Annotated in this window: 22 protein-coding genes and 1 pseudogene; 12 read left to right on the top strand and 11 right to left on the bottom strand. The window is 62.3% G+C overall.

What is annotated here, in order from left to right; genetic code table 11:
- Positions 1-136: 136 nt before the first annotated feature.
- The 3 genes from pth (HMPREF2785_RS08565) to HMPREF2785_RS08555 are packed head-to-tail and all read left to right on the top strand — an operon-like array spanning position 137 to position 2,058.
- A complete protein-coding gene (gene pth / locus HMPREF2785_RS08565) occupies positions 137-682 on the top strand; it encodes an aminoacyl-tRNA hydrolase (protein ID WP_246818902.1) in 546 nt (181 codons plus the stop codon).
- Between the two features lie 4 nt (positions 683-686).
- On the top strand, positions 687-1,487 hold the full coding sequence (locus HMPREF2785_RS08560) for a fumarylacetoacetate hydrolase family protein (protein ID WP_070614925.1): 801 nt from the start codon (positions 687-689) through the stop codon (positions 1,485-1,487).
- 10 nt (positions 1,488-1,497) lie between these two features.
- The gene (locus HMPREF2785_RS08555) at positions 1,498-2,058 is read left to right on the top strand and encodes a DUF6891 domain-containing protein (protein WP_246817438.1); all 561 of its coding nucleotides are present in this window, start codon (positions 1,498-1,500) and stop codon (positions 2,056-2,058) included.
- On the opposite strand, the gene HMPREF2785_RS08550 is transcribed toward HMPREF2785_RS08555, so the two are convergent.
- Together HMPREF2785_RS08550 and HMPREF2785_RS08545 are read right to left on the bottom strand one after the other, a co-directional pair.
- Positions 2,055-2,384, bottom strand: coding sequence for a hypothetical protein (locus HMPREF2785_RS08550; protein WP_070614923.1), 330 nt, complete (start codon positions 2,382-2,384; stop codon positions 2,055-2,057). The genes HMPREF2785_RS08555 and HMPREF2785_RS08550 overlap by 4 nt on opposite strands.
- Before the next feature lie 23 nt (positions 2,385-2,407).
- Positions 2,408-3,292 (bottom strand): NAD(P)H-dependent flavin oxidoreductase, encoded by an 885-nt coding sequence (locus HMPREF2785_RS08545; protein WP_070614921.1) that lies wholly within the window; start codon positions 3,290-3,292, stop codon positions 2,408-2,410.
- 16 nt (positions 3,293-3,308) lie between these two features.
- Here HMPREF2785_RS08545 and pth (HMPREF2785_RS08540) point away from each other — a divergent pair, with 16 nt between their 5' ends.
- The gene (gene pth, locus HMPREF2785_RS08540) at positions 3,309-3,821 is read left to right on the top strand and encodes an aminoacyl-tRNA hydrolase (RefSeq protein WP_246825125.1); all 513 of its coding nucleotides are present in this window, start codon (positions 3,309-3,311) and stop codon (positions 3,819-3,821) included.
- Here the strand turns inward: pth (HMPREF2785_RS08540) and HMPREF2785_RS08535 are convergent.
- A complete protein-coding gene (locus HMPREF2785_RS08535; protein ID WP_070421246.1) occupies positions 3,805-4,344 on the bottom strand; it encodes an NADPH-dependent FMN reductase in 540 nt (179 codons plus the stop codon). The two genes, pth (HMPREF2785_RS08540) and HMPREF2785_RS08535, sit on opposite strands and share 17 nt — an antisense overlap.
- A gap of 47 nt (positions 4,345-4,391) precedes the next feature.
- Here HMPREF2785_RS08535 and HMPREF2785_RS08530 point away from each other — a divergent pair, with 47 nt between their 5' ends.
- Positions 4,392-6,023: a peptide chain release factor 3 gene (locus tag HMPREF2785_RS08530; RefSeq protein ID WP_070614917.1), complete on the top strand. Its 1,632-nt coding sequence runs from the start codon at positions 4,392-4,394 to the stop codon at positions 6,021-6,023.
- On the opposite strand, the gene HMPREF2785_RS08525 is transcribed toward HMPREF2785_RS08530, so the two are convergent.
- The 3 genes and pseudogenes from HMPREF2785_RS08525 to HMPREF2785_RS08515 all read right to left on the bottom strand — a co-directional run bounded on the left by HMPREF2785_RS08525 (position 6,020) and on the right by HMPREF2785_RS08515 (position 8,312).
- Complete coding sequence (locus HMPREF2785_RS08525) at positions 6,020-6,892, bottom strand: patatin-like phospholipase family protein (RefSeq protein WP_070421248.1); 873 nt, start codon at positions 6,890-6,892, stop codon at positions 6,020-6,022. The genes HMPREF2785_RS08530 and HMPREF2785_RS08525 overlap by 4 nt on opposite strands.
- 49 nt (positions 6,893-6,941) lie before the next feature.
- Positions 6,942-7,172: pseudogene (locus HMPREF2785_RS08520) on the bottom strand (SDR family oxidoreductase); the annotation flags it as partial.
- A gap of 21 nt (positions 7,173-7,193) precedes the next feature.
- Positions 7,194-8,312, bottom strand: a complete 1,119-nt coding sequence (locus HMPREF2785_RS08515) for a YihY/virulence factor BrkB family protein (protein ID WP_070421250.1) — start codon at positions 8,310-8,312, stop codon at positions 7,194-7,196.
- A gap of 27 nt (positions 8,313-8,339) precedes the next feature.
- On the opposite strand from HMPREF2785_RS08515, the gene HMPREF2785_RS08510 reads away from it, so the two are divergent.
- The gene (locus HMPREF2785_RS08510) at positions 8,340-8,735 is read left to right on the top strand and encodes a hypothetical protein (RefSeq protein WP_070421251.1); all 396 of its coding nucleotides are present in this window, start codon (positions 8,340-8,342) and stop codon (positions 8,733-8,735) included.
- Positions 8,736-8,745: 10 nt separating this feature from the next.
- On the opposite strand, the gene HMPREF2785_RS08505 is transcribed toward HMPREF2785_RS08510, so the two are convergent.
- A complete protein-coding gene (locus tag HMPREF2785_RS08505) occupies positions 8,746-10,248 on the bottom strand; it encodes an SLC13 family permease (RefSeq protein ID WP_070421252.1) in 1,503 nt (500 codons plus the stop codon).
- A gap of 114 nt (positions 10,249-10,362) precedes the next feature.
- Here HMPREF2785_RS08505 and HMPREF2785_RS08500 point away from each other — a divergent pair, with 114 nt between their 5' ends.
- The 4 genes from HMPREF2785_RS08500 to HMPREF2785_RS08485 all read left to right on the top strand — a co-directional run bounded on the left by HMPREF2785_RS08500 (position 10,363) and on the right by HMPREF2785_RS08485 (position 13,357).
- Positions 10,363-10,548, top strand: coding sequence for a hypothetical protein (locus tag HMPREF2785_RS08500; RefSeq protein WP_070614915.1), 186 nt, complete (start codon positions 10,363-10,365; stop codon positions 10,546-10,548).
- 87 nt (positions 10,549-10,635) lie between these two features.
- Positions 10,636-11,079: a DUF2871 domain-containing protein gene (locus HMPREF2785_RS08495; RefSeq protein WP_070570890.1), complete on the top strand. Its 444-nt coding sequence runs from the start codon at positions 10,636-10,638 to the stop codon at positions 11,077-11,079.
- A gap of 17 nt (positions 11,080-11,096) precedes the next feature.
- Entirely contained in the window at positions 11,097-12,326 is a 1,230-nt protein-coding gene (gene pepT / locus HMPREF2785_RS08490) for a peptidase T (RefSeq protein ID WP_070614913.1), read from the top strand.
- 233 nt (positions 12,327-12,559) lie between these two features.
- On the top strand, positions 12,560-13,357 hold the full coding sequence (locus tag HMPREF2785_RS08485; RefSeq protein WP_070614912.1) for a hypothetical protein: 798 nt from the start codon (positions 12,560-12,562) through the stop codon (positions 13,355-13,357).
- 15 nt (positions 13,358-13,372) lie between these two features.
- Here HMPREF2785_RS08485 and HMPREF2785_RS08480 read toward each other — a convergent pair whose 3' ends face one another.
- The 4 genes from HMPREF2785_RS08480 to HMPREF2785_RS08465 form a co-directional block, all read right to left on the bottom strand.
- Positions 13,373-15,742: a zinc metalloprotease gene (locus HMPREF2785_RS08480; RefSeq protein WP_141750675.1), complete on the bottom strand. Its 2,370-nt coding sequence runs from the start codon at positions 15,740-15,742 to the stop codon at positions 13,373-13,375.
- 8 nt (positions 15,743-15,750) lie between these two features.
- Positions 15,751-20,778, bottom strand: coding sequence for a carboxypeptidase regulatory-like domain-containing protein (locus HMPREF2785_RS08475; protein ID WP_168164685.1), 5,028 nt, complete (start codon positions 20,776-20,778; stop codon positions 15,751-15,753).
- A 189-nt stretch (positions 20,779-20,967) separates the two neighbouring features.
- A complete protein-coding gene (locus tag HMPREF2785_RS08470; RefSeq protein ID WP_141750676.1) occupies positions 20,968-22,359 on the bottom strand; it encodes a glyceraldehyde-3-phosphate dehydrogenase in 1,392 nt (463 codons plus the stop codon).
- A 119-nt stretch (positions 22,360-22,478) separates the two neighbouring features.
- A complete protein-coding gene (locus HMPREF2785_RS08465; protein WP_070614904.1) occupies positions 22,479-23,459 on the bottom strand; it encodes a 3-hydroxyisobutyryl-CoA hydrolase in 981 nt (326 codons plus the stop codon).
- 40 nt (positions 23,460-23,499) lie between these two features.
- Here HMPREF2785_RS08465 and HMPREF2785_RS08460 point away from each other — a divergent pair, with 40 nt between their 5' ends.
- Both HMPREF2785_RS08460 and HMPREF2785_RS08455 read left to right on the top strand, forming a co-directional pair.
- Entirely contained in the window at positions 23,500-24,282 is a 783-nt protein-coding gene (locus HMPREF2785_RS08460) for an HAD family hydrolase (RefSeq protein WP_070614902.1), read from the top strand.
- Positions 24,279-24,860 carry a DNA-3-methyladenine glycosylase gene (locus tag HMPREF2785_RS08455; RefSeq protein WP_070614941.1) on the top strand — a complete coding sequence of 194 codons (582 nt, stop codon included), beginning with the start codon at positions 24,279-24,281 and terminating at the stop codon, positions 24,858-24,860. Before HMPREF2785_RS08460 ends, HMPREF2785_RS08455 begins: the two co-directional genes overlap by 4 nt.
- Positions 24,861-24,874 lie beyond the last annotated feature (14 nt).

Genomic DNA, 24,874 nt, shown 5'->3' with positions numbered 1-24,874 from the left:
GAAGCCGAGAAGGTCTACAAATGCCATGGCATAAACGCTACGAAGCGAGAAACCACCGCACAAGACCCACCACAAAAATGTGGATAACTCCAACACCAAATTCCACAATCCCCTGGTGAGAAGTACTATGTGCGTCGTGACTGTTCTGATCGTTGGTCTTGGGAATCCTGGCCCTCAGTATGAAAATACGCGGCATAACGCGGGTGTGGTCGTCGTCAATGAGCTTTTGGAGCGCGCCACCCCGATGCCCGCAACCTTGTCGGCACACAAGCGCACTAACACCGAGGTGGCGGAGTTGGCGGCGGGACGCCTGGCCAAGGACCGTGTGATCGTTGCGCGCACGCGCAGTTTCATGAATGTTTCGGGCGGGCCGGTGAAGGCGCTCGCAGATTATTTCGGCGTGAAGCCGGAAGACGTGTATGTGATTCACGACGAGCTCGATCTGGACCTCGGCGAGGTGAAGATCCGTCTCGGCGGTGGCGATCACGGCCATAACGGGCTGAAGTCGGTGACCAAGGCGCTGAACAAGCCGTACAACAAGGTCGCCGTCGGCATCGGTCGCCCGCCCGGACGGATGGCGCCGGCGGATTATGTGCTGAAACCATTCAGCGCGAAGGAGCAGGTTGATCTCGCAATTGCGGCCGCGGACGCGGCGGATGAGATTCTGCGCGCGTTAGGCTAGCCGCATGAAACTTGCGACGATCAGGACCGGAAACACCACCACCGCGGCACGGCTTATCGACGACACCCGCGCCGTCAAACTCAACGCTCCCGACATCGGCGCGCTTTTGCACGCGGGAAATTTCGAGGAGGGCGAGGAGTTCACCTTCTCCCCCGCTGATTTCGCGCCGGTGATTCCTCGTCCCGGCAAGATCATCTGTGTGGGGCTGAATTACGCGAAGCACATCGCGGAGATGGGGCATGATCAGCCGGATGTGCCGACGCTGTTCATTAAGTTCCCGGAGGCGCTCGTTGGGCCGTATGACGACGCTGAGGTGCCGGACTTCAACGCGGAGTCGTTGGATTTTGAGGGTGAGTTGGCGGTGGTCGTCGGTAAGCGGGCGCGCCATGTGTCCAACGGTGCGGATTACATTGCTGGCTACAGCGTGATCAACGACTACACGCAGCGCACGTATCAGAAGCGCACGCAGCAGTGGCACCAGGGCAAGTCGTTGGAAAAGACGGCGGGGTTCGGCCCGTGGCTGGATACGCAGTGGCAGCCGGGTCCCGCGATTACGACGACGGTTAATGGTGAGGTGATGCAGCATTCGCGTACCGACGACCTCGTGTTTACCCCCGCGAAACTCATCGAGTTCATCTCGCATCTGTATCCGCTGGAACCGGGTGATGTGATCGCCACCGGCACCCCGGACGGTGTTGGCCACGCGCGTGATCCGAAGCGCTACCTGAAAAATGGCGACACGGTGCGTGTTGAGATCGAGGGCCTTGGTGCGATCGAGAACACGACCCGCGTGATTTCTTGCTAGCCTCGTGCCCATGAGCCAGCACGCGATGTTGACCAGCAAGTATCCGCCGTCAGATAACCTCTACGAATCGCAGTCACGCGAGGGCGACATCTCGCTGATGCTGTGCCATGGGTGGAGTACCGGCGAGATCGAGGCGTTTTTTGAGGACGATAACGGCGGCGATCCGGTCCCAGGGCTCGATGTGCTTATCGACGACATCCGCGCCGAGTACGCCAACCTCATCCCCAAAGCTTCCGAGGACGCGCGACGCCTTGATACGCTCCGCGACGCTCTGGCTGAGCGCAACCTCGCGTTCTCGTTCGACGAGGGGCTTACTCAAAGCGACTGCGCCGAGGAAGCCGCCGAACAGGCAGAAAATGATGGCCGCAGCGGCTATGTGTACTGCACGAACCAGGACGTGGATCGGGTCATCCACACCGGCGAGCTTTACTTCGGGTTTAGCTCCGTTGAGGCGGCCGAATCGCTCATGGAAGCGCTTCGCGGTGTTGGCATGACCCCGATGTGGGGCGGCAAACCTACCGAGCGTGTGGCGTGTGAGGGGCTCGTCGTCGAGCTCCCGCTCGCGGATTAGAAGCCGAGCTGATCGAGCAGGCGAACTTCTGCTTCTGCGATTAACTGCAGCGGGAACAGCAGAAGGAGAAACGGTGCGGAGCTCAGCATCACCCCAGGAGCTTTCTCCGTCCCGCTCTTGTTCGCGCCACCGTTGAGTTGCTCGGCGCCGTTGATGATGTTGGTGACAAGGAAGTTGTAAAGCCCCCAGGCGCTGCCGCTGTAGGCGCCGTCATGGTTAGCAGGAGCGGCCGGAGCCGCCGGTGCCGCGCTGGCTGCCGGGGCGAGCGCGCCCAGTGCGAGCGCGCCGGTCGTTGCAGTGGCAATTGCGATCTTGGAAAGCTTCATACCTCTCTCATCGCAACAGCTGTCTAGGGCGTTAGCATCCGCTCGATCTCGGCGGCTGGGGCTTCCATCAATGCTCCCCGATCGGCGCCGACGAGGCAGTAGTCGTTATCCCTGGTCATCGGCCGTAAATACGGGTAGGTCGGCGGCAGGTCAGGATTTTCCCGCGTGAAATCTGTTTCCACACCGCTCGCCCACCGTCCGGAGAAGGCGCGGGAGACCACGGCGGGTGTGTCGGTGCGCAGGAGTTCGCGGTTGTGTTGGCTGGTGCCGGCTTCGTCGGCGAGGAGGAATGCGGTGCCGCAGGCGACGGGCACGTCGATCGCGGCCACGTCTTCGGGTCCACGGATGCCGCCGGCGGCGATCACGGGAACGGTGGCGAGGGGCCGCAGATCTGCGAGCAACTCCGGCAATGAGCGCTGGTCAGGGTCGTCGTGTTGGCTCCAGGTGCCGCGGTGGCCACCGGCGCGTGGGCCCTGGATGATCACGCCGTCGACTCCCCTGGCTTGGGCTTCGCGCAGTTCGGCCTCGTTGGTTACTGTCGCCCAGGCTTCCGAGCCGACCGCATGCAGTTGTGCGATCTCGGTTTCGGTGAAGCAGCCGAACGTCGAGGACACAACGGCGGGTGCGGCCTCCAGCACGGCGGCGAACTTTTCGGCGTAGTCGGATTCGAGCGCCGGAACTTCCTGTTGGAGGTGGTGGGCGGTGCGGTGGACGTCGTCAAGCAATGGCTCGGGTTGGGGCACGAAGAGGTTCGCGCCGAACGGCGTCTCGCACGCGGCGAGCCACGAGCGGGCTTGCGAGGCGCTACAGGTGCCGAGCGCGATGAAGCCGAACGACACCGCGTTGACGAGTTCGGGTGTGGATGGTCCGCCGGCCATGGGTGCTGCGATCACGCGTGGAAATTCCATGGGTACAGTGTGGCACGTGTTTGGTTTTTTCAGGCGCCCCAAGGCCGATTGGCTGGTTGTGGGGCTGGGTAACCCGGGTGCGGAGTATGCGCGCACGAAGCACAATGTGGGCTTTTTGGCGCTCGACGAGTTGCCGAAGCTCGATGGTGTGGCGCGTTGCAAACCGCAGACGTATATGAATCTGTCGGGTGAGGCGGTCGCTCCCCTTGTCCGGAAGTTCAACATTCCGCCGGAGCGGATCATTGTGCTTCACGACGAGCTCGATCTCCCAGCCGGCAAAGTCCGCGTGAAGTTGGGCGGGAACGAAAACGGCCATAACGGTCTGAAGTCGATTACGGAGCACCTGGGGACGCGCGATTACGTCCGCGTGCGCATTGGTATTGGCCGCCCGCCAGCGGGTACGGCGGTGCCTGATTGGGTGCTCAGTGAGGTTTCCGGCGACGAGGACATCGCAACCGCGGCGGAGGCCGCCCGCCTGATCGTCGCCGAGGGGTTAGCGAAGGCGCAGAACGTTATCCACGCGCGCTAATTGCCTGTTCTAGGTCGGCAAGCACGGTGCCCAGCGCGTCGGTGTTGGCGGCCTTTTCTTCCTCGAGGTCGGTGCCGAAGATGTTGATGCCCACCTGGTTGCGGATGTCAAACATGGAGAAATTCGCGACGATCTGACGCCAGTGCTCGATCGCGCGAATCGCGCCGGTGCCGCTGTAGCCGACGAACGCGACCGGCTTGCCTGCCCACTCGGAGGCGAGTGAGTCGAAGGCGTTTTTCATGGTGCCGGGGATGGAGTGGTTGTACTCGGGGGTGACGAAGACGAAGCCGTCGCAGGCGTCGATGGCGTTTGACCAGGCGGTGACGGCGTCGTGCTCGTATTGTTTGTTGGCGGCGCCCGGCACGGTGGCGGCGGTGAGCGCCGGGACGTTGAACTCTGCGAGGTCGAGGAGTCGGTACTCGACGCTGTCGCGGGCGTTGCCGGTGTCGCGTACCCAGTGGGCGACACCTTCGCCGACGCGGCCTTGACGGATGGATCCTAGAATTACGCCAATTGTTGTCATGTACGCGACTGTACTCGGTGGGTGGGTCGTCGATAAGCTAGCGCCCCATGAGCACTGTTTCCGAGGCCGCCCGCCGCCGCACGTTCGCTGTTATCGCCCACCCGGATGCGGGTAAGTCCACGTTGACGGAGGCGCTGGCGCTGCATGCGCATGTGATTTCGGAAGCCGGTGCGGTGCACGGTAAGGGCAACCGTAAGTCGACGGTGTCGGACTGGATGGAGATGGAAAAGGAGCGCGGCATTTCCGTCGCGTCGTCGGCACTGCAGTTTGAGTACGCGCCGGAGGGCCACGAGGGCGAGCCGTACGTGGTCAACCTCGTCGACACCCCGGGCCACGCGGACTTTTCGGAGGACACCTACCGTGTGCTTTCCGCCGTCGACGCTGCGGTGATGCTGATCGACGCGGCGAAGGGCCTCGAGCCGCAGACCCTGAAACTGTTTCGCGTGTGCAAGGCGCGCGGCCTGCCGATTGTCACGGTGATTAACAAGTGGGACCGCGTGGGTCGTGAGCCGCTTGAACTTGTCGACGAAATCGTTACCGAAATCGACCTCCAACCCACCCCTCTGTACTGGCCGGTGGGCGAAGCGGGTGACTTCCGTGGCTTGGCGCACGTCGATGCCGATGGCGAGATCGACGGGTACGTGCACTTCACCCGCACAGCCGGCGGTTCGACGATCGCACCAGAGGAGCACTACTCCGCCGACGAGGCCGCCGCGAAGGAAGGCGACGTGTGGGACACCGCGCTCGAAGAAGCGGAGCTTTTGCTTGCCGACGGCGCCGTCCACGACCAGCAGCTCTTCGAACAGTGCATCACTTCCCCGATCATTTTCGCCTCCGCGATGCTGAACTTCGGCGTGCACCAGATCCTGGACACCCTGTGCGCAATCGCACCGGCACCCGAGGGCCGCGCCTCCGACCCAAAGGCCGTGGAGGCATCCACGACCGCAATGGATACCGAGCGCGAAGTCGGCGATGATTTCTCCGGCGTGGTGTTCAAGGTCCAGGCCGGCATGGATAAGAACCACCGCGATACGTTGGCGTTTATGCGCGTGGTCTCCGGTGAGTTCGACCGTGGCATGCAGGTCACGCACGCCCAGTCGGGACGCAGCTTCTCCACGAAGTACGCCCTGACCGTCTTCGGCCGCAACCGCGACACCGTGGAAACGGCGTTCCCGGGCGACATCATTGGCCTGGTCAACGCGGGCGCGCTGGCGCCGGGTGACACGATCTACTCCGGCAAGAAGGTCCAGTTCCCACCAATGCCACAGTTCGCACCGGAGCACTTCCGCACGCTGCGCGCGAAGTCGCTGGGTAAGTACAAGCAGTTCCGCAAGGCGCTCGAGCAGTTGGATGCCGAGGGCGTGGTGCAGATCCTGCGCAACGATACGCGTGGCGACGCCGCCCCGGTCATGGCCGCCGTCGGCCCCATGCAGTTCGAAGTCATGCAGGCTCGCATGGAAAACGAGTACAACGTGGAAACCGTCACCGAGCCGATCCCCTACTCGGTGGCCCGGCGCACCGACGCCGAGTCCGCGCCAGAGCTGGGCCGCCAACGCGGGGTGGAAATTTTCACGCGTACAGACGGCGAGATCATCGCGCTGTTCGGTGACAAGTGGAAGCTGGCTTTCGTCGAGAAGGAGCACCCGGAGCTCACCATCGAGCCGCTCATCGCCGACTAGCGCTTCGCGGTGAGGAACTCGCGCATCGCGGGCCAGTCGCGCTCCACCTGGGCCTGGCCGGCAGCGTAGTTCGCCCACAGTTTCTCCGCGTTGAGCTCGGTGGACTCCACTCCCATCGCATCGGGGAAGAAAATGTAGGCGTTGCCGGCTGCCGCTTCGTCGATAAGCGACTGCTTCGCAGCGTTGTAAATGCCCGGCCGAGCAATCATGGCGTCGGCGACTTTCGGCGTGCTGCGCATGATGCGACGCACGGCGCGCTCGCGCTTTTGCGGCCCCTTGACGTAGTCGCGCGGGCGGGTGAGCACGGCGAGGAAACGAGTGTAGCCGGCGGCGCGGGCGGCGTCGATAAGCAAACCGCCCGAGGTGCCCAGCGCGCCATCGACGTAGGGCACGCCGTCGATCTCGCGCATCTTCATCAGGACCGGCATCGTCGACGACGTCCGCGCGGCGAGGGCGACATCCTCCAAAGTGCGCAGGTTGTCGCGGTTAAACGCCACCGTCTCCCCTGTGTCGGCGCGCACGGCCTCCACGTGGACCTCCTCGGTGGTCCGGGCAAACGCGTCAAAGTCGAACGGCAGGACGTCCTCGGATTGCTCGTACGCCCATTCGCCGTTGATCAGGCCCTTGCCTCGCACCACAGAGCGCCAGCCGCCGAACTTGGGGTTACCCGGAAACTCCGTGAACGCGTTTTCAGAGCGCCACGTGTCGCGGGAGACGAAGTTCAGCGCGTGGACCGAGCCTGCGGAAATGCCGCCGACCCAGCCGAACTGGACCTCCTCCGCGATGAGCTTTTCCACCACGGGTGCGGTGTAGGAGTTGCGGGTGCCACCGCCCTCAAAGATGAGGGCGGTGTCGCGGGCGTCAATCATGCCCGCGAGCCTACGCGCACGCCCGTGGCACTTTCAACGGTGTTCAGTGTTACGGCGTCAGCGCGCCGCCGGTAACCGCAAGCGTCTCACCGGAGATGTACGACGCGTCCTCGGAGGCGAGGAACACGTACGCGCCGGCGAGCTCGGCCGGCTGTCCTGGTCGTCCGATGTCGGAGCCCTGGGCGAAGTTGTCGACGACCTCCTCCGGCTGCCCCTCAGCGGGCTGGATCACGGTCCAGATCGGCCCCGGCGCAACGGCATTGACGCGGATTCCCTTCGATGAGAGGAGCTCGCCGGCCCCCTACTCATGGCCTACATCACGCCTGTCCAGGATTTCGTCGGCGGCGCGGTCGGTCCACCGGCGGGTCTGCAGCCGCCACGCCGCCCCACTGTTGGAGCGTGGTGGTGCCTGGATGTGGCGGCGTGAGTCCATGCCGTGTTGGAGTTCTTTGGCGCGTAGGACTTCGGCGTCGATTTTTACGCCTTCGAGCAGCACGATGTTCATCAACCAGATCAGGGCGAGTACCGCCAGGACGGTGCCGAATGCGCCGTAGGTGCTGCGTATGCCGACGAGTTTGAGGTACCAGGAAAACCCGATCCATAGCGCACCGATGACGAGGAGCGCGCTTGCGGATCCGAGGGTGAGCAGGCGGAATTTGCCGGGTTTGACGTTGGGGGCGAAGTAGTAGAGCACGGAGACGAGCGCGATTGAGACCACTGCGATGACGGGGGTGCGCAGGTAGTCCCAGACGGGGAGGAAGATTGCGGTGAGGTAGTGCAGTTCGTCCTCAAGTCGTAGGGGTCGCGCGATGGGTTCGAATACGGCGTTGACGATTGAGTCGGTCAGCAGGGCCCCGAGCACGATCACCAATGCGCCAATGACCAAAACGACCGTGACAAGCCACATGGTTATCCATGTCACGACGAGTGGGCGGCCTTCGGTGCGTCCGTAGATGAGGTTGGCGTTGCGGGAGAAGGATCGCACGTACGCGGATGCTGACAGGAGCGAAATCACCACTGACACTGCCAGGGCGATGGTGCTTTCTGCTGGGGTGGCCACGATGACTGTCAGGAGACGCAGGGCTTCTGATTGCAGTTGCGCCGGTACGTATTGGGCGATGAGGTCGGTGATGATCGAGTCGGCCATGTCGTCGCCACGCGGCATGAGCAGGCTGAAGATGGAGTATGCGGCGAGCAGTATCGGCGCGACCGACAGCAGGGTGTAATAGGTCAGGGTGGCGGCGCGGTCCACCATGGCGTCGTTGGAAAAATCGGTGATGACGCGGCGAAAGACGGATGTCCACCCGGCGCGTGTGAGGCGGTTGCCGCGGCGCAGTGGTGTTTCGTAGTCGTGGGGTGTGACGACGAGGTCGCCGGTGCCGTACGACATCACCATGTCGACGCGGTGCGATTCAGACATACTGGTCACCTTATACACTCCCTTGTCATGGGAATTATCGACCGCGCGCGTGAACTTTTCGGGTTGAACCAGCCTCGGCTGGTGGAGTTGCCGGGGCGGGTGGTGCCGGTGGTCGTCGATAAGCTGCAGGTGCACACGGCGCGGCTTGCGCCCGATACCAACGAGAAGATCATCATCGTGACCACCTCAGCGAGGGCACTCGAGGAGCTTTCGCGTATCGACGACGCCGTGCAACTCACCTCCCCCAACGAACGCTCCGTCACGTTCGTGCCGGTAGACCGCAGGTCCGAGCCTGTGCTGGATCCGAAGTACGGCTGGATCATCCCCGTCACACGTGAGACCGCCGCCGAGTTTGCGGGGTTAGCAAAAGGCCCAGGCGAGCACGAACTTTCGACGCTGCACCTGGGTCTTATCCTGGAGTAATACGGCGTGACTAAACCAGTCCGATCCAGTTCCAGTAGGTGGCGGACAGCAGCAGGATGAGCAGGTAGGCCACGATGGTCAGCGGGATACCGGTGCGCAGGAACTGCTTGGAGGTAAACGCTCCGGTGCCGTAGGCCAGCATGTTTTGCGGTGCGGAGACCGGCAGCAGGAAGCCGAAGCAGATGACGAACTGCTGGATGATCACGAACCCGATGCCGCCGTTGGGTACGTCCAGGGTGGCTGCAAGGGCGATGAACACAGGGATCAGCGCGGAGGCAAGCGAGGTCGCGGAGGCGAAGCCCAGGTGGATCAGGATGTTAAACAGCGACACCAGGGCGATTGCGGCGAGGATCGGCATGGAAGATAGGCCGATAGCGCCGAAGGTTGCCTCAGACAGCCAGGTTGCAGCGCCAGTGTCCAGCAGGAACTTGCCCAGGGAGATGCCGGCGGCGAACACGACGAGGGTGCCCCAGTTGATCTGCTGCTGGGCGTACTTCCAGTCCATGACGCCGATGACCGGCATAAGCATGAAGCCGACGGCGACGATGGTGATGGTTGCGGAGGAAATCGGGTGCAGCACGCCTTCGGTGGCCCAGAAGAACAGCAGCAACACTGCGATGGCGGTGAGGCGCTTCTCAGCGCCGGTCATGGGTCCCATTTCCGCGAGCTGCTTTTCGACGAGCTCACGTCCCCCATCAATCGACTCCACCTCAGGCTTAATGGCGGCACGCATGATGAAGTACAGGGCGATGGACATCAGGATCGACCACGGTGCGGCCCAGATGAACCACTGGCCCCAGGAGACGGTCTGGCCCATTTGGTCTTCGATGAAGCCGACAGCCACGAGGTTTTGCGCCGCAGCGGTCTTGATGCCGACGTTCCAGATGGACACCGCCTGGGTTGCCGTAATCACGAGCAGCGCGGCGAGCTTGGATTCCTTGGCCAGACCGAAGGCGGCCACCATGCCCATGAGAATCGGCACGACGGCGCCGGCGCGTGCGGTTGCGGACGGGACAAAGAACGCCAGGATGATCGAGATAACAATCGCTCCGATGACAATGTTGGAAACTTTCTCGCCAGCGAACTTCAGCACATACAGCGCCAGGCGACGGTGCAGGCCGGTTGCCTGCATGGCGGTTGCCAGCGCAAGTGCCGCAGCAACAAGCGCCACCGCCGATGACGAGAAGCCGCTCATGGCGATGCTCAGGCCCTTGGAGGCACCGATCGCTTCGCCTGTTTCGGGGTCCACGGCGAACGTGAGCATGATTGCGATCAGCCCGACGATCATCACTGCGCTGACCGGGTAGGACACGGCCTCGGAGACCCACATGATCACGGCAAACGCAAGCATGCCGAGTGCGATCTTCGCTGGCATGGCAAGCCCTGCGATGGGGGTCAGGATCACAGCGGCCAGTGCGATAAATGAGAGGAAAAACGCGATCGTTTTTCCTGTGTTGAGTTTGTTTGAGGTTTGTTGTTCGGGGCTGTCTGCGGGGGCGACTGCCGTTGTCACGGTCTTCCTCCTTGAAGTGGTTGTTCCTGCATAAACATTAGTCTCACCAAATCGGCCTTCAAAATGTGACGCGTGTACTGTTTGCCCTGCATACGGGCGCGTAGCATGGCCATCATGGGCTTGAGTTCACTGTTGACGTACAACATCCATCATGGTGCACAAGATTTCCGCAATGCGCTCGGCAACGGCGCCACTGACGCCTGGTTGCCTGCATCGTGGCAAGCGTCGCTAAACGATCTGAGCCATTCTGTCGTGGCGTTATGGGATTCGGTCATCAACGCAATCTCCATCATCGTTTAAACGGCACACCCGGTTCGCAGGACCGAGCTTTCTGGTACAAACGTAGATGATGTTCACAACACTTTGTTGCTAAAAGGAGTTTTTCCCATGAAGGCCCTCTACAGAGCCGCAATCTTCTACCTCGCCTTCGGCCTGATCTCGGGCGTGTTCTACCGCGAGTTCACCCGCGCCAACAACTTCCCAGAAGGCCAGTTCACCCAGCTCAGCGTTACCCACACCCACCTTTTGGCCCTGGGCTTCATGATGTTCCTCATCTTCCTCGCGCTTGAAAAGGTCTTCACCTTCTCGCGCAATAAGAAGCTTTTCAATATCTTCTTCTGGCTCTACAACGCAGGTTTGCTCACCACCGTGTCCATGCTGATCTTGCACGGCTCGCTGACGGTGCTGGGCAAGGAGTCGGGTGCGGCGATCTCCGGCATCGCAGGTTTGGGCCACATCATGCTCACCATCGCGTTGGTCATCTTCGTGGTGCTGCTGGGTCGCGCCATCGATAGCCCTACCCGAACCTCTGAGGCAGCGCTGGCAAACTAACGCGCTACCCTCGCGGCATGAACACTCTCACGCCGATCCAGCAACGCCTTACTGACCGCTTCTTCCGCTACGTCCGCACGGAAAGCCAATCCGACGCTCGCGCCACTACAGTCCCGTCCACCGAAAGCCAATGGACGTTTGCGCGTTTGCTTGTCGACGAGCTCTCCACCGCCGGGGCCACCGACGTCCACCTGTCCGACACGTGCGTGGTTACAGCCAAGATCCCCGGCACCGGCGACGGCCCCGCGATCGGCTTCTGCTCCCACCTGGACACGGTGGATGTAAACCTCTCCCCCACAGTCAATCCGCAGCTAACCCATTACGAAGGCGGGGATATTTGCCTCAACGCCGAGCTCGACCTCTGGCTGCGCGCCGCCGACCACCCGGAACTTGCAGCGTACGAGGGCCAGCCGGTCGTCCACACGGACGGCACGAGCGTGCTTGGCGCCGACGACAAGGCCGGCGTGACCGCGATCATGGAGGCGGTCACCGAGCTCGGCGGTCAGACCCCACACGGCGACATTTACATCGCGTTCGTGCCGGACGAGGAGATCGGCCTGCGCGGTGTACGCACGATCGATTTTGACCGCTTCCCTGTCGATTACGCCTACACCGTCGACGGCGGCGAGCTCGGCGAGGTTGTAGAGACCACGTTCAACGCCGCCACCGCCACCATTACCATCGCCAGCGTCAGCGCCCACCCGATGAACGCGAAGGGCAACCTGGTCAACCCGATCACACTGGCAATGGAGTTTGCCAACCAGCTCGACGCGCAGGAAACGCCCGAGCACACCGAGGGGCGTGAGGGCTTTATCTGGCTCAACCACATCGACGGCAACCAGTCCACCTGCACCATGCAGTTGAGCATCCGCGATCATGACCGCGAAGGCTACGAGGAAAAGAAGCAACGTTTGCGCACCCTTGCCGACGATCTTGCCGCAGCACACCCCCGCGCCACCATCACCTGCGACATCGTAGATGTCTACGCGAATATCTCCGACGCGAAGACCCCCGAAAATTCCGTCGGCTCCGAGCGACTGCACGCTACGATGCGCCGCCTCGGCATCGAGATTAAGGAGATCGATATGCGTGGCGGCACCGATGGGTCATGGCTGTCCAACCAGGGTGTCTACACCCCGAACTATTTCACCGGCGCGCACAACTTCCACTCGATCTACGAGTTTCTGCCGGTGCCTTCCCTCGAGCGCTGCTATGAACTCACCCTCGCCCTGATGCGTGGCGAGTAACCGGCTCACTAAGCACGCTTGATGCTGGTGCTCGTCTTGTGCATGAGCTCAGTGTCAAGTTCCTCGCGCGTGTGGCGTTTTCGGCCACAATTACTGCTGCGTTGCTCGGTTCCCTACGAGATGCACAATATATTGTGCATCCCGGCTCTGGTGTTGGGGCCGGTTGTGGTTTAGGCTCGTCGATACGCGGAAGCAAAATGGGGGCTTCCGCCCGACACCCAGGGGGGATAATTATGGCTTTTCGTGCCTACGAGCTTTACTACCTCGATTCCTACGACGAGGAAGTCGATGACCTTGTCACCATGTACGACTACGACGAGGACGACTACAGTTTCGACGACGACATCCGCTGGCACATTGACGACGACTACATCATCGAAAACGGCCTCCGCGTCGCAATACTCATCCACGACCCGGACACCCACGAAATCGACTGCGCGTTGCTCCAACCGGACAATCCTCGCGCGCCCGATTGGTATGGCGTGGAGGAGATGGCCAACGTCATGGCCGAAGTCCAGCGCATCATGGTCGCTCACGACGACTACACGGTCAGTATCGTGCCACCGCAGGATCCCGCGTTCGCGCTCACGGCGCCTCGCGTCTTCCCTGCGGAAGATCTCACGGCTGCGACGGTGATGATGCTCGGCGACTCGCAAGACAACGCGTGGTACAGCGCCTTTTGTATCGAGTTCACACCGAACCTGAAGTCCGACGAGTCGTTCCCAGTCGCCGTTTTTGTGTACGACCCGCGCGATAACTGCCTTGTCAGCAAGAGCTTCACCGGCATCAACCCGTTCGCACCGGAGACGTTTAACCGGAGGCAACGCAGGATCGTCGAGCGCAAACTCGACGAGATCTTTGCGGCAATCGACTCCTCAAAAACCGCAACCCAACCCGTGAGCCCGTTTGCCAACCTCGGCCCGCAATTCCGTGCATCGAGGCTGCCCTCCGTCGAGGCGGTCGGCCCCGACCACGCGCTCCTCCAAACACTTGAGAGGCTTCTGGCCTGGTGGCAGGAGCAGGCAGCCTAGGCGTTAGATCATGCGCTAAATCATGCCCTGGCTCATCGCCCAGCCAGCTAGCGCAGCACCAAGGCCGCCGATAGCGAGCAGCACGCCGATGATGATCGCCACTGGCGAGACCGCACCGTCGCCGTTGGCCGGCGGCTGCTGCGTCTTCGGTTTCTGCGCCGCCGGCGCGTTGCTCGTCCCTTCGGTCTTGTCCTTCGGCTGCAGCTTCCTGCGGGCCATGTCCTTGACGTACTCCGGGGCGTCGGAGGCAAGCACCTCGGCAAGCACCTTCGCCATCTCTTCGCGGGTGTAGTTCAGCGCGGAGACGTTGTAGGACTGGCTAAACACTTCCGTTCCGCGCGAGTTTGTAACCACTACGCTCAGCGGAACGACCGGCTTGTCCAAAAACGCCGCGCGGTCGAGCTTGATGTCTACCTGCTTCTCGTCGCCGACTTTGCCGGCAGGCTTCAGGTCGTAGCTTTGTTGGAACACTCCCGAGCCGTAGTTGACGCTGACCTTAAACCGCTCGTCCACGTCTCCCAGGTTGGAGATGGTGCCGCGCAGGACGTTGTCGTCGCCAAGCTGTGCGACGACGCCATTGTCACCGTTCGCGGTTTCGTTGAGACGAAAGCCTGCCTTGTACTTGTTATTGCTTGCCGCGTTGATGACCAGTTCCTTGACGTCACCTTCGGTCAGCACCGGCATGCTTTCCTCGCCGTGCGAGTGGTCGTGATCGTGGTCGTCTTTGTCGTTTTCCTTGTCTGTCTCGTCGTTCACTCCGATGTGGCCTTGGCCAACGTTCGCGCCTGGAAGGTTCAGGTTCGCCCAGTCCGCCGGGATCTGAAACTCCCTGCCGGTCTCGTCGTGGCCGTGCGTTTCCTTTTCGGCAAAGTTGAACTGGTTGAACTGGTGCGCGTAACTCATCACCGAGTTGTACTCTTCGAGGTCATCGCGCGCCGGTGCCGTGTTTGACTCCACGTGCGCGCCGTAGTGCAGCAGGTTCAGGGTGTGGCCAAACTCGTGCAGGATCGTGTTGCGCAGCTGCTCCTGCGTGGTCATCTCAGGATGGTTCGCCACGAAGAATACGGAGTCGTTGACCAAAGCGAGGCCTGTCGAGGAGTCGCCGCGAGAAATCGTGTCGCCGATGACGCCAACGCGGAAGACCGCCTTGCGTTCTCCCAGCAACCGTTCGCGTGCCGAGATGAATTGGTTTTGCGCATACAGCGCGTAAGCCCATTCGTCTTTGGCCAACTTCGGATCGGCCAACCCTGGCATGAATTCTTTGGCGTAGTCCTCGGTCTTGCCGCCCTCGCGGTCTGCCTCCTTCATGCTGGACATCGAGGAACTGACGTACTCCGGCCCCGCAACGATGTGGAGATTGATGCCTTGTTTGGCGAAGCGCTCCTCCAACTGCTTGAGGATCTCCGGCGACGGCGCATAGTCCTTCGTGTTTGCACGCGCACAGTCGGCGAACTGGGTAAAGCCCTCCACGGATGCCGCGAAGGATTCCTTCCGATCGCACTTGAGTTGTTCCCACTCGGATCGCATCCAGTGCAGCTGCAGGAACAGGTCGGGTTTGTTTTCGTCGGCGCCCCACTGGTGGATTGGCAACGATTTGCCTGAGGAGAGTTTCATGCCGACGCGTTCCCACGAGTTGCGCAGCCCGTCACCGTCGGAGTCGAACGCGGCTGGCTGCGGGATGAAACGCGCCTGGGTTTCGGCCTCGAGTTTCTCACCCGCTGCGAGGCTCTTGCTCCAGCGTCCGGCCTGGTAGCGCGCGTCGTTGTCGTTGCGGCTCTCCTTGGCTTTCTCAGCGGTCGGTCCTACGCCGAACCGGTCGGCGTTCGCAAACTTCACGCGTGCGGTGTGGCCGGGCTTTTCCGGGGAGACGCGAATTTCGCCGTCGAAGTATTGCTGCGCGCGGAGTTGGCCGTGGTTGCCCATGATGTCGCTTACGGCTTCGACGCGGACATTGACCGGGGCGCCCGAGACGTTGGTGGCGGTGACGGTGTACTGGATGATGTTGTCGAAAATGTTGATGGTGCGTTTGACCTCAACACCGTTAAACGTCTGGGTGTAGACAACCGTGTCGGTTCCGTCGTCTCTGCTGAGGGTTTCGGGCGTCGCGTTCCAGTCGACGGGCATTTTCGCCTCGTTGACGTACACGTCGGTGCTGAGGCCGTACTTGAGCACCTCGGCGGCGGCTTCGGGGTGGTCGAAGTCGAAGAGGCCCTGTCCGTCGGGGCGCACGGTCGCGTTGATGTACGGCGACCATGTGCTCTTCTGCTGCCCCTCAACGACAACCTGCCTGCCTTGCTGTGTGACCTTGGCCTGCGCGGGCACAACGCAGACGGGGGCGAGGGCGGCGCACAGGCCGACTGCCATTACTTTTGTGGAAAATCGCATGTTGTTGCCTACCTACCCAGTACCTGCATGATCTTGTCTTGGTTCAAAAATGCGGCGAATCCTACGCCGGCAAGCAGCGCCAGCGCGCCCACGAGGACCGCGATCCAGCCAACGCTTGTCGACGACCCCTTGTCCTCAACCACCACTTCCTCCGGCGCCCTCGCCGTCAGGGGGACGTTGACCAGTTCGGAGGATCCGTCCGGGTAGGTCACCCGCACCTTGACGGAGGTGGTTTTGCCGTTGGGCACACTGCCGTTGGACCGGGCGGTGATACGGCCGGTTTTTTCGTCGATAGTTGCTGTCCAGCCCTGCTCGTTGAAGCCGTCGATGCTAAACCGCGTGCCCTCTGGCAGTTTCGACGAAGGTTCCGGACGAGCCTCGCCGCCAATGGGTACGTTCGCTCCAACGTATCCGGCGTCAAACGTCGCCGCATCCGAAGGCACCGTGACCGTGGCGGTGATTTCGCGTGCGCTGCCGTCTGGGTAGCGCACCTGGATCAGCGGCTTGTAAGTTTCGTCGATCTCGGCGTTCTTCGGCGCCGTGATGCGCAGCGCGCCGGTGGATCTGTTCACGCCGACGTCAAGGCCAGCGTTATCGATCACGTCGAAGACCGCACCCTTGACCGCATCGCCAACAGCGGCGACTGCAACTGTGTTGCCCACCCGCACCGTGGTAGACGGGTAGGAGATGGAGTTTTTCACGGCGTGTGCAGAAGCTGTGGCCAAGCGAGCGCGCGCTTCAAGTTCCTTGGTGGAACCATCCTGGAAGTAGGCGATGACCTTGACCGTGAGCGGACGCGCGTTCACCTTCGGCGCGTTGACTCGCACGTCGCCGGTGTTCGCGTCCACCGTCGCGGACCAGCCGCCCAGGCTCGACCCGGATTTCATCTTGAAGGTCGTACCCTCGGGCAACGCAGCGTCGCCGGTGCGCAGCACGGTTGCACTCAGTCCCGGGACCACCATGATCTCGTCTTCGTAGCCGAGGTTTGCCAGGTCGGCCAGCATGGGCTCGCCGACCTCGAAGACGGCGTTGACCGTCTTGGAACTGCCGTCCGGGAAAGTGATCGTGACCGGGACCGTGTGGGTGCCACGTTTTGCGTTGGCCTCCGGCTTGAACGTGATGCTGCCCTTGGCGTCGATGGTCACGCCCTTGGCGTTCGGCTTAAACGTTGTTCCTGCGGGCAGCACGCGGTCGTCGTATGTGAAGCCGCGCTCCACCACCTGCGCACGCGGCGAGCTCGAGGAGCGCTCCACACCAGCAGGCACCGGGGTTTTCGCCCATTCGACCGTGTAGCGATCGGCCATGGGTTTTTCTTCAGCCACGACAACCTCGACGACCTCGCGCTGGCCCGTCGGTGTGTTGACCTCTACGCGGTAAGTTCCGGGCGCGGCATCGCGCGGTGGCGTGGCGACGACCGTGCCGTCCTGCTCCACACGAATCCAGGAATCCTTCGGCGCAACCTGTTCCGTCTTGTTGCCGGAGATGACCTTTTCCACGCCGTTGGTGGTGAACCCAGACGGCACCGGGTCGCTGCTCCCCTTACGCGTTGGCGTGCCGATGCCGACCTCACCGGCGTGCACCACCACGGGTGCCCACACGAACGGATCCGGCTGCGGGGCCGGATTCGACGTCGCCGGCTCCTTTTTCACCGTAATGCCCAGGTTGGACTGCTCGCCTGGCTTGACCGTGACCTTGCCGTCGTTTTCACGTGTGACGGTGTGGTTGCTCGGTGCCTTTGCGGTCACGGTGTAATCGCCTGGGTAAAGGCCATCGACGACGTACTTGCCGTCAACCTTTTCCACCTTGCGGGTTTCGTCCTTCGGACCACCCGTGATCGTGATCGACTCTGGCTCCGCATCACCCGTGACCGAGATGTTGACGGACCCCTTGACCAGCGCCACCGTGAGCTCCAGGTCGCGCGGCTTGTTCGGCTCGACACTGAAACGCTGGGTTGTTCCTCCGTGGTTGTCGCTGGATTCAACCTGCACGGTGTATTCGCCGGCGTGCAGTTTGCCCGCGTTAAACCTGCCGTGTGCGTCGGTCGTATCCTTGGCGTTTTCCTTACCGTTCTGGGTGATGAGGATGGGGGCGTTGGCGACGGGTGCGGAGAGGTCGTCGAGAAGCGTGCCGCTCACCGCGTTGAGCGTCTTCACCAGGATTTCGCCGCTGCTGTGTTTGCCGGGCTGCAGCGTGATTTCGCGGCTGCCTTCGCTGTGGGTCTCGCTTTCGGCTGCTTTGGCCGTATAGGTTCCGGGCAGGATGTCCTCGACCGTAGCCATGCCTTCCGCGTTGGTATTCACCGTGCGTCCGGCGACATCAAGTTTGGCGTTGGCGACGGGGTGGCCGGTGTCGTCGACAACCTGCAAGACGAGGTCCACCTTGTCCAGCACGAGCGCAAAGTCGTGCGTTTCGGTGCTGTCCTTTTTCACCTTCGCAGCCTGCGACGGCGCCGAATACCCCTGCGGGCCATCAATCTCGACGGTGTAGGTGCCCGTTGGCAGATCAGCAATCGAGTACTCCCCGTTGACCACCGCCGCAGTCTTTTTCACGCCAGCGGTGTTCTGGTCTGCACCACGTACCTGGATCTCGGCGGGTTGTCCGCTCGGCAGGCCAGTGACGCTACCTGCGATATTGCCCAAATTGCGCACCACATTAAGCGTCTTTTCCGACGTCTCATTTGGGTTGATGGTGACAGCACCGCCGCCTTCGATCGAGTACCCCTCCGGTGCGTGCGCGCCGAGGGTGTACTTGCCCGGGTACAGGTCATTCAAGACGTAGTCGCCGCCGGCTTCCTCAATCGGCAGGTACTCGTTGTTCGGGCCGCCGTTGAGGAACACCTCCGTCGGAGCCAACGTCCCCGAGGTGCCAACCTTGATGGACCCGCGGTGCAGCGCGACCTTGAGCATCACCGACTCGGTGTCTCCGCCGGGTTCGACTGTGAAGTTTGCACTCGCCGCGTCGTACGTGTTGTTACGGGCCACCTCTGCGGTGTAGTTGCCTGCAGCCAGCGCGCCGGCGTTGAAGTTGCCTTCCGGGGTGGTCGGGAAAGTGCCGATGACACGGGAGCCTTGCTTGACGACGACCTGCGCACCCGCCACAGCCTGACCAAGATCGTCGACAACAATGCCACCGGTTTGGTTCAGTGAACCAACCTTCACCGTCACCGGATCATTATCGCCCGGATACAGCACGAACCCCTGGGATGCGCCGCTGTACTTGCCCCTGGCAGCAGACACTGCGGCGGTGTAGGCACCCGGCGCGAGATCCGCAAACGTTGCAAGGCCTTCCGCATTGGTGGTTTCGGTCCGTCCGTCAACGGTGACTGATGCATTGGCAACTGGCCTGTTGGCGTCGTCGACCACCTTGATCTCGCCCGTGACGTTGTCCGCAATCACCGCGAACCCAACAGTCCTGTTTTCGTACTTTTCCACCTTGGCGTTCTGCGGGCCCGTGACGGAGTATCCGCGTGGCACGGAGTCTTTGATCACTTCGACGCGGTAGTCCCCGGTGGGCAGGTCCGGGAAGCTGTAGTGGCCGCCTGAGACGGTCTGTTCCAAAATCTCGGGACCCGTGACGCGGACCTTGACCTGCTTGTCGGCCGGCACGCCGGAGATCACGCCGGAGATGCTGCCCTTGTCGCGTGTGGCGGTGAAGTTTGCGTTCGCGGTTGTTGCGCGTTTGACGTCCACGTCTGCCGTTTGGGTCACCGAATAGCCCTTCGGCAGCGACTCTGGGACGACCTCAAGCACGTGCTTGCCTACTGCCAGGTTCGGGATGGTGAACTCCGCGTTCTCATCGGTGTCTACGACAGTGTTCGTACCGACGACACGCACCTTCACCTTGGTGCGTTCCGGCAGCCCGTTGACCTTGCCGCTGACTTTGCCGTACTGCTGCTTGCGCTGCACAACGATCGGGTCCGCGATGCGGTTGACGCGCTGATCCTTAACGACGACACCTTCGACCTCTGTCCCCTGACTGTCCTCAGTTTCGCCCACGACCAGCGTGTACTTATCCTCTGGATCCTTGGGCACCGGAACCTTGGGCACGGTGAAGTTACCGCTTTGATCAGTCTGGGCCGACTTACCGCCGACGGTCACACGTGCACCGGAGATGCCGACTCCCTTGTCGTCGATCACCCGGCCGGTGACGGTGATCGGGTACAGATCAAAATCCGGGGCGGTGGCCTCGTCCTTCCACGGCTTGGTCGCCGGGCTGACAAAGCCCGCTGGAGGTCGCACGCCAATCTGGTACGTCGTTCTCGGGTTGTTGGAGGTCAGCCAGTAGGAGCCGTTATCGGCAACCGCTTCCTCACCCTGGAGGACGATTTCCTTGCCCTGGCGGTTGGTCCACTTCCTGTTCACCAACACCTTCGGGCGGCCGACTGGCTCCTCGTCCGGATTATGCACACGCACCTTGCCCGGCGAAGCCATGTTGACCATAGGCACGGTGTACCGGGAGCCACCACCGGCCATCGGAGTCGGATAACCGCCCTTGCCCATCCCCCAAAGGATCAGGCGGTGCATTCTTTCTACCTGCAACTCTTCCGGTAGCTCATAGCGCAGTCGAATCGCATAATTGCCTGAGGGGGTTGTCGCGATGCTGCGGTGGACGGTGACATCATATGTCTTCAGCACAACTTCTTGGCGGTTTCTGTAAACGCGGTGATCAAGCTTGAACTGCGAGACTTCAGGGATTCTTTTGAATACCGGATCATCCTTCGGCGCTGACTTAACAGTACTTGCGAAGAGCGGCGGGGGCGCGGTTTCCGGCGGCACGAACTCGATGGATACCGTCTTCACCCGCACGGATCCGTTGAAGAAGACCGCTCCTCGCCAATTGCCGTTTTCAATGCGAACCTCGCCATGGTCGATACCAGGTTGCAGAATGGGCGCCCTCTGCGCGTGCGCGACCGGCGTGAAGGTACCCAGCGGGACTTCGGCGACCGTGCCGGCAAGCGCGAGCACCGTCGCAACTGCGGTGATGCGCATGCCCCGTGGGCGGTGTACGCGACGGGGGTCATCGGAATAGCGAGACATGGGCGTCATTCAACTTTCTCGAAGCAAAGGCACGGGAAACGAACGGTAAAACACAGGAATGATACCACTTAGTTATATGCCTTATCTAGATCTTTTACGGAACTGCCAGCTATTCCACACCCTTACTACACGACGAAGCGCCCCGGCCGAATGCGGCCGGGGCGGTGGAGTCGTCGCTAAGCAAACGCGCTACTGAATCTCAGACGGCTCCTTGCGTGCCGGGTACACGGTCGGGCGCACACCCGCAATGTCCTCAACAACGCGAACCACCTGGTGAGAGTAGCCGTACTCGTTGTCGTACCAAACGTAGAGCACGAGGTGGTTGCCGGAAGCAATCGTGGCCAGACCATCAACCACGGATGCGTGGGAGGTACCAAGCAGGTCCGTCGACACAACCTCAGGCGAGTAGATGTAGTCGAGCTGCTGGCGCAGGTTGGAGTGGGTGGACACGCGACGCAGGAAGGTGTTCACCTCGTCCTTTTCAACGTCCTTCTCCAAGTCCAAGTTCAGCACAGCCATGGACACGTCCGGGGTTGGCACGCGGATGGCGTTGCCGGTGAGCTTGCCCTCAAACTCCGGCAGTGCCTTAGACACGGCCTTCGCCGCGCCGGTCTCGGTGAGCACCATGTTCAGGCCCGCTGCGCGGCCGCGACGGTTGCCCTTGTGGAAGTTGTCGGCCAGGTTCTGGTCGTTGGTGTACGCGTGAACCGTCTCAACGTGACCGTGCTTGACGCCGTAGCGGTCGTTGATCACCTTCAGCACCGGGGTGATGCCGTTGGTGGTGCAGGACGCTGCGGACAGGATGCGCTCGTCGCCGATCATGTCCTGGTTGATGCCGTAGACAATGTTCGGGATGTCGCCCTTGCCCGGCGCGGTAAGCAGCACGCGGTCCACACCCTTGGACTGCAGGTGCTGGGACAGGCCCTCGCGGTCGCGCCACACGCCAGTGTTATCGACGACGATGGCGTTGTTGATGCCGTACGCCGTGTAGTCGATCTCGGCCGGGTCGTTGGCGTAGATCATCTGGATCGGGGTGCCGTTGGCCCAGATGATTTCCTTCTCCTCATCCACGGTGATCGTGCCGTTGAACGGGCCGTGGATGGAGTCGCGGCGCAGCAGGGATGCGCGCTTGATGATGTCGATGTCACCCTTCTTACGCACCACCACCGCACGCAGGCGCACGCCACCGTACATTGCCTCACGCGCGATCAGGATGCGGGCGAGCAGACGGCCAATTCGGCCGAAGCCGTAGAGCACAACGTCGCGTGCATCGAGCTCGGAGGAGGTACCGATGACGTCAGCGAGCTGCGCATCCAGGAAGGTACGCAGATCCTTCTCTTCGGAGTACTTGAACTCCTTGGCCAGGCGGCCGAGGTCGATCGAAGCGGTGCCGAGATCCATCTCCACGAGCTCGCGCAGGATCGGGAGCGTCTCGTCGAGGGCGAGCTCCTTTTCGTCGATACGACGCGCGTAGCGGTGTGCCTTGATGATCTCGATGTCGGTCACACCCACCAGCAGGCGGCCGTAAACCGAGGTGACCGCGTTATGTTCGCGGTGCAGGCGGCTGATCAGCGGCAGCATCTCCTGGGCAAGGGTGAGCTTGTGGTTCCAGTCGTCGCGGGGGTTTGTGGTTTCGGTCAACGTTGCTCCTTCAGCGTGTTGGATTCGGGGGCAATTTCAGCCCCACACCGCCATTTACTTTAGCGCAGGACAGCGCGATACTTGGAGGGGTCCGCCTCGGGGGCAAACTTGGGGGCCTGATCCTTATCGACGAGCACCGCACGCACCCCTTCCGCAAAGTCCGGCTCACGCACCATCACCGCGCCCAGGCGGCGCTCGTTGTCCAGCGCGCCGGCCAGATCCTGTGATGCGTTGGCTGCGATGAGTTCCGCCGCCGCCACGAGCGACGACGGGGACGCCTGCTTGGTCAATTCCTGCACCTTCTCGCCGAACTCGCCGTCAAGGCGCTCGCGGATCTCGGCCCAGGAGCCGGTGAAGGTGGCCTCGATGTCCTCGTACAGTGCCTCGAGCTGCGATTCTCCTTGCTCCAACCCGATCTCGTCGAGGTAGCCGGGCCCGTGCTCCACGATCCCGTCAAGCACTCCCTCGAGCGAGGCAACCTTGTGCGTCGCCAGACCGGTGGCGAGCATGTCATCGGGGGTAAGCCGATACCCCGTCAGCGCCAAAAACGCCCCAAGCGCCTGCGACGGGTGCTTCGGCAAGTTCTGCAGCAACCACGACATACCCACGTCAGTGATGTAGCCGATGTTCATCTCCGGCATGGAGGCGAACGCGTCCTCAGTGACCACCATGTGCGAGCCGTGCGCCGACACACCCATGCCACCGCCCATGATCACGCCGTTGCACAGCGCGATGTACGGCTTGGGGTAGTTCGCAATGTCCAAGTTCATGGCGTACTCGTCGGCAAAGAACGCATCGACCTCGTCCAGGCGCCCCTCAAGGACACCGTCGCGCGCGGCACGGACGTCGCCGCCGGAGCAAAAGTGTTTGCCAGAGGACTGGATGACAACTTGGGTGACGGTGTCGTCGTCACGCCACTGCTTCAGGATCTCGTCGATGGCGCGCGCCATCTCCGGGTTCAGAGAATTCAGGGCCTTGGGGCGGTCGAGGGTGATCACCCCGGTCGTGCCGCGTACTTCGGTCTTCACAAACTCAGTCATGCCGCCCAGTGTTCCACATCACACCGGTATGGTGTGGGCAATGCAGACGCCACGCTTAATCGCACTCGACATGGACGGCACCCTCCTCACCCCGGAAGGCCAGGTACCTGAGCGCTTTTGGCAGCTTTACGACGACGCCACCGCCCAGCCCGTCACCATCACCCCCGCCTCCGGCCGCCAACTGGCAACACTGCAACGCATGTTCCCCGCATGCGAGACGTTCATCGCCGAAAACGGCGCGGTGGTGTGGCACGCCGGCGAAGTTGTCTCCACCACGGCCCTGCCCGCAGACGCCGCCCGCAACCTCATCGCAGCGCTACCCGACGCACCATTTCCCGCCCACGCCGTCATCTGTGCACCAGAAGTGGCCGCCACCCTCCCGCTGCCGCCGGCGATCGACGCGGAGGTGGACAAGTACTACGCCTCGCGCACAACGCTGTCGGCGCTCGGCGACCACCCCAGCCCCGTGGTTAAGATCGCCCTCTACGTTGAAACCGACGCCGAACGCGACGCCCTGCCCTGGGTCCGCGAACACGCCCCCGACCTGCGCGCAGTGGTCAGCGGCAAGCACTGGCTGGACATCATGCACCCCGATGCCGACAAGGGCCACGCGTTCGAAGCGCTCGCCGGCACGCTGGGCATCCCCCTTGCACAGACGGCGGCATTCGGCGACTTCCTCAACGACCTCGGCATGCTCCGCGCCGCCGGCCACGCGGTAGCGATGGACAACGCACACCCCGACCTCAAAGCGATCGCGGATGAGGTGATTGGGACGAATGGGGACGAGGCGGTCGTCGATAAGCTTGCGCAATGGCTGCAATGATCGACTTCACCCAACCCGCCGACGTCGTCGCACCGCAGTTGCTAGGGTGCCTGATCACCCACAACGGGGTAACCGTGCGCCTGACCGAAATCGAGGCATACCTCGGCGCTGAAGACCCCGCCGCCCACACGCACAGGGGCAAAACCGCCCGCAACGCCGCCATGTTCGGCCCACCCGGCAGGCTGTACGTCTACCTCTCCTACGGCATCCACCACAACGGCAACATCGTCTGCGCGCCCGAAGGCATCGGCCAAGGCTGCCTCATGCGTGGCGGCGAAGTCGTCGCCGGCGAAGCACTCGCCCGCCAGCGACGCCAACGCCCCGACCGCGCGTTGATCCCGTTTGAAAACCTCGCCCGCGGGCCAGGCAACCTCGGCCAAGCACTCGCACTGGGATTAGGCGACAACGGCACCCCCATTCACCTCACCCCGCGCAACACCGAACCCGAATGGGTCGCAGGACCCCGCATCGGGATCTCCAAAAACAAAGACGCCCCGTGGCGGTTCTGGATCCCCGGCGACAAGACCGTATCCACACCACGCGGGCGCCCGAAGCGGATCAACCTTTTGGGTGATTGATTGAAGGTTAGGCT

The organism is Corynebacterium sp. HMSC067D03 (assembly GCF_001811185.1).
Classification (GTDB): domain Bacteria; phylum Actinomycetota; class Actinomycetes; order Mycobacteriales; family Mycobacteriaceae; genus Corynebacterium; species Corynebacterium coyleae.
This window is presented reverse-complemented; position numbering and strand designations above follow the sequence as displayed.

What these genes read in the sequence shown, in the direction of transcription:
- HMPREF2785_RS08545 (WP_070614921.1), bottom strand. Translation starts at nt 3,292, where the DNA reads ATGGAATTTCCACGCGTGATCGCAGCACCCATGGCCGGCGGACCATCC.
- HMPREF2785_RS08535 (WP_070421246.1), bottom strand. Translation starts at nt 4,344, where the DNA reads ATGACAACAATTGGCGTAATTCTAGGATCCATCCGTCAAGGCCGCGTC.
- HMPREF2785_RS08460 (WP_070614902.1), top strand. Translation starts at nt 23,500, where the DNA reads ATGCAGACGCCACGCTTAATCGCACTCGACATGGACGGCACCCTCCTC.
- HMPREF2785_RS08550 (WP_070614923.1), bottom strand. Translation starts at nt 2,384, where the DNA reads ATGAAGCTTTCCAAGATCGCAATTGCCACTGCAACGACCGGCGCGCTC.
- HMPREF2785_RS08465 (WP_070614904.1), bottom strand. Translation starts at nt 23,459, where the DNA reads ATGACTGAGTTTGTGAAGACCGAAGTACGCGGCACGACCGGGGTGATC.
- HMPREF2785_RS08530 (WP_070614917.1), top strand. Translation starts at nt 4,392, where the DNA reads ATGAGCACTGTTTCCGAGGCCGCCCGCCGCCGCACGTTCGCTGTTATC.
- HMPREF2785_RS08485 (WP_070614912.1), top strand. Translation starts at nt 12,560, where the DNA reads ATGGCTTTTCGTGCCTACGAGCTTTACTACCTCGATTCCTACGACGAG.
- HMPREF2785_RS08480 (WP_141750675.1), bottom strand. Translation starts at nt 15,742, where the DNA reads ATGCGATTTTCCACAAAAGTAATGGCAGTCGGCCTGTGCGCCGCCCTC.
- HMPREF2785_RS08455 (WP_070614941.1), top strand. Translation starts at nt 24,279, where the DNA reads ATGATCGACTTCACCCAACCCGCCGACGTCGTCGCACCGCAGTTGCTA.
- HMPREF2785_RS08515 (WP_070421250.1), bottom strand. Translation starts at nt 8,312, where the DNA reads ATGTCTGAATCGCACCGCGTCGACATGGTGATGTCGTACGGCACCGGC.
- HMPREF2785_RS08495 (WP_070570890.1), top strand. Translation starts at nt 10,636, where the DNA reads ATGAAGGCCCTCTACAGAGCCGCAATCTTCTACCTCGCCTTCGGCCTG.
- HMPREF2785_RS08475 (WP_168164685.1), bottom strand. Translation starts at nt 20,778, where the DNA reads ATGTCTCGCTATTCCGATGACCCCCGTCGCGTACACCGCCCACGGGGC.
- HMPREF2785_RS08510 (WP_070421251.1), top strand. Translation starts at nt 8,340, where the DNA reads ATGGGAATTATCGACCGCGCGCGTGAACTTTTCGGGTTGAACCAGCCT.
- HMPREF2785_RS08500 (WP_070614915.1), top strand. Translation starts at nt 10,363, where the DNA reads ATGGGCTTGAGTTCACTGTTGACGTACAACATCCATCATGGTGCACAA.
- HMPREF2785_RS08525 (WP_070421248.1), bottom strand. Translation starts at nt 6,892, where the DNA reads ATGATTGACGCCCGCGACACCGCCCTCATCTTTGAGGGCGGTGGCACC.
- HMPREF2785_RS08555 (WP_246817438.1), top strand. Translation starts at nt 1,498, where the DNA reads ATGAGCCAGCACGCGATGTTGACCAGCAAGTATCCGCCGTCAGATAAC.
- pepT (WP_070614913.1), top strand. Translation starts at nt 11,097, where the DNA reads ATGAACACTCTCACGCCGATCCAGCAACGCCTTACTGACCGCTTCTTC.
- HMPREF2785_RS08560 (WP_070614925.1), top strand. Translation starts at nt 687, where the DNA reads ATGAAACTTGCGACGATCAGGACCGGAAACACCACCACCGCGGCACGG.
- HMPREF2785_RS08470 (WP_141750676.1), bottom strand. Translation starts at nt 22,359, where the DNA reads ATGCTGCCGCTGATCAGCCGCCTGCACCGCGAACATAACGCGGTCACC.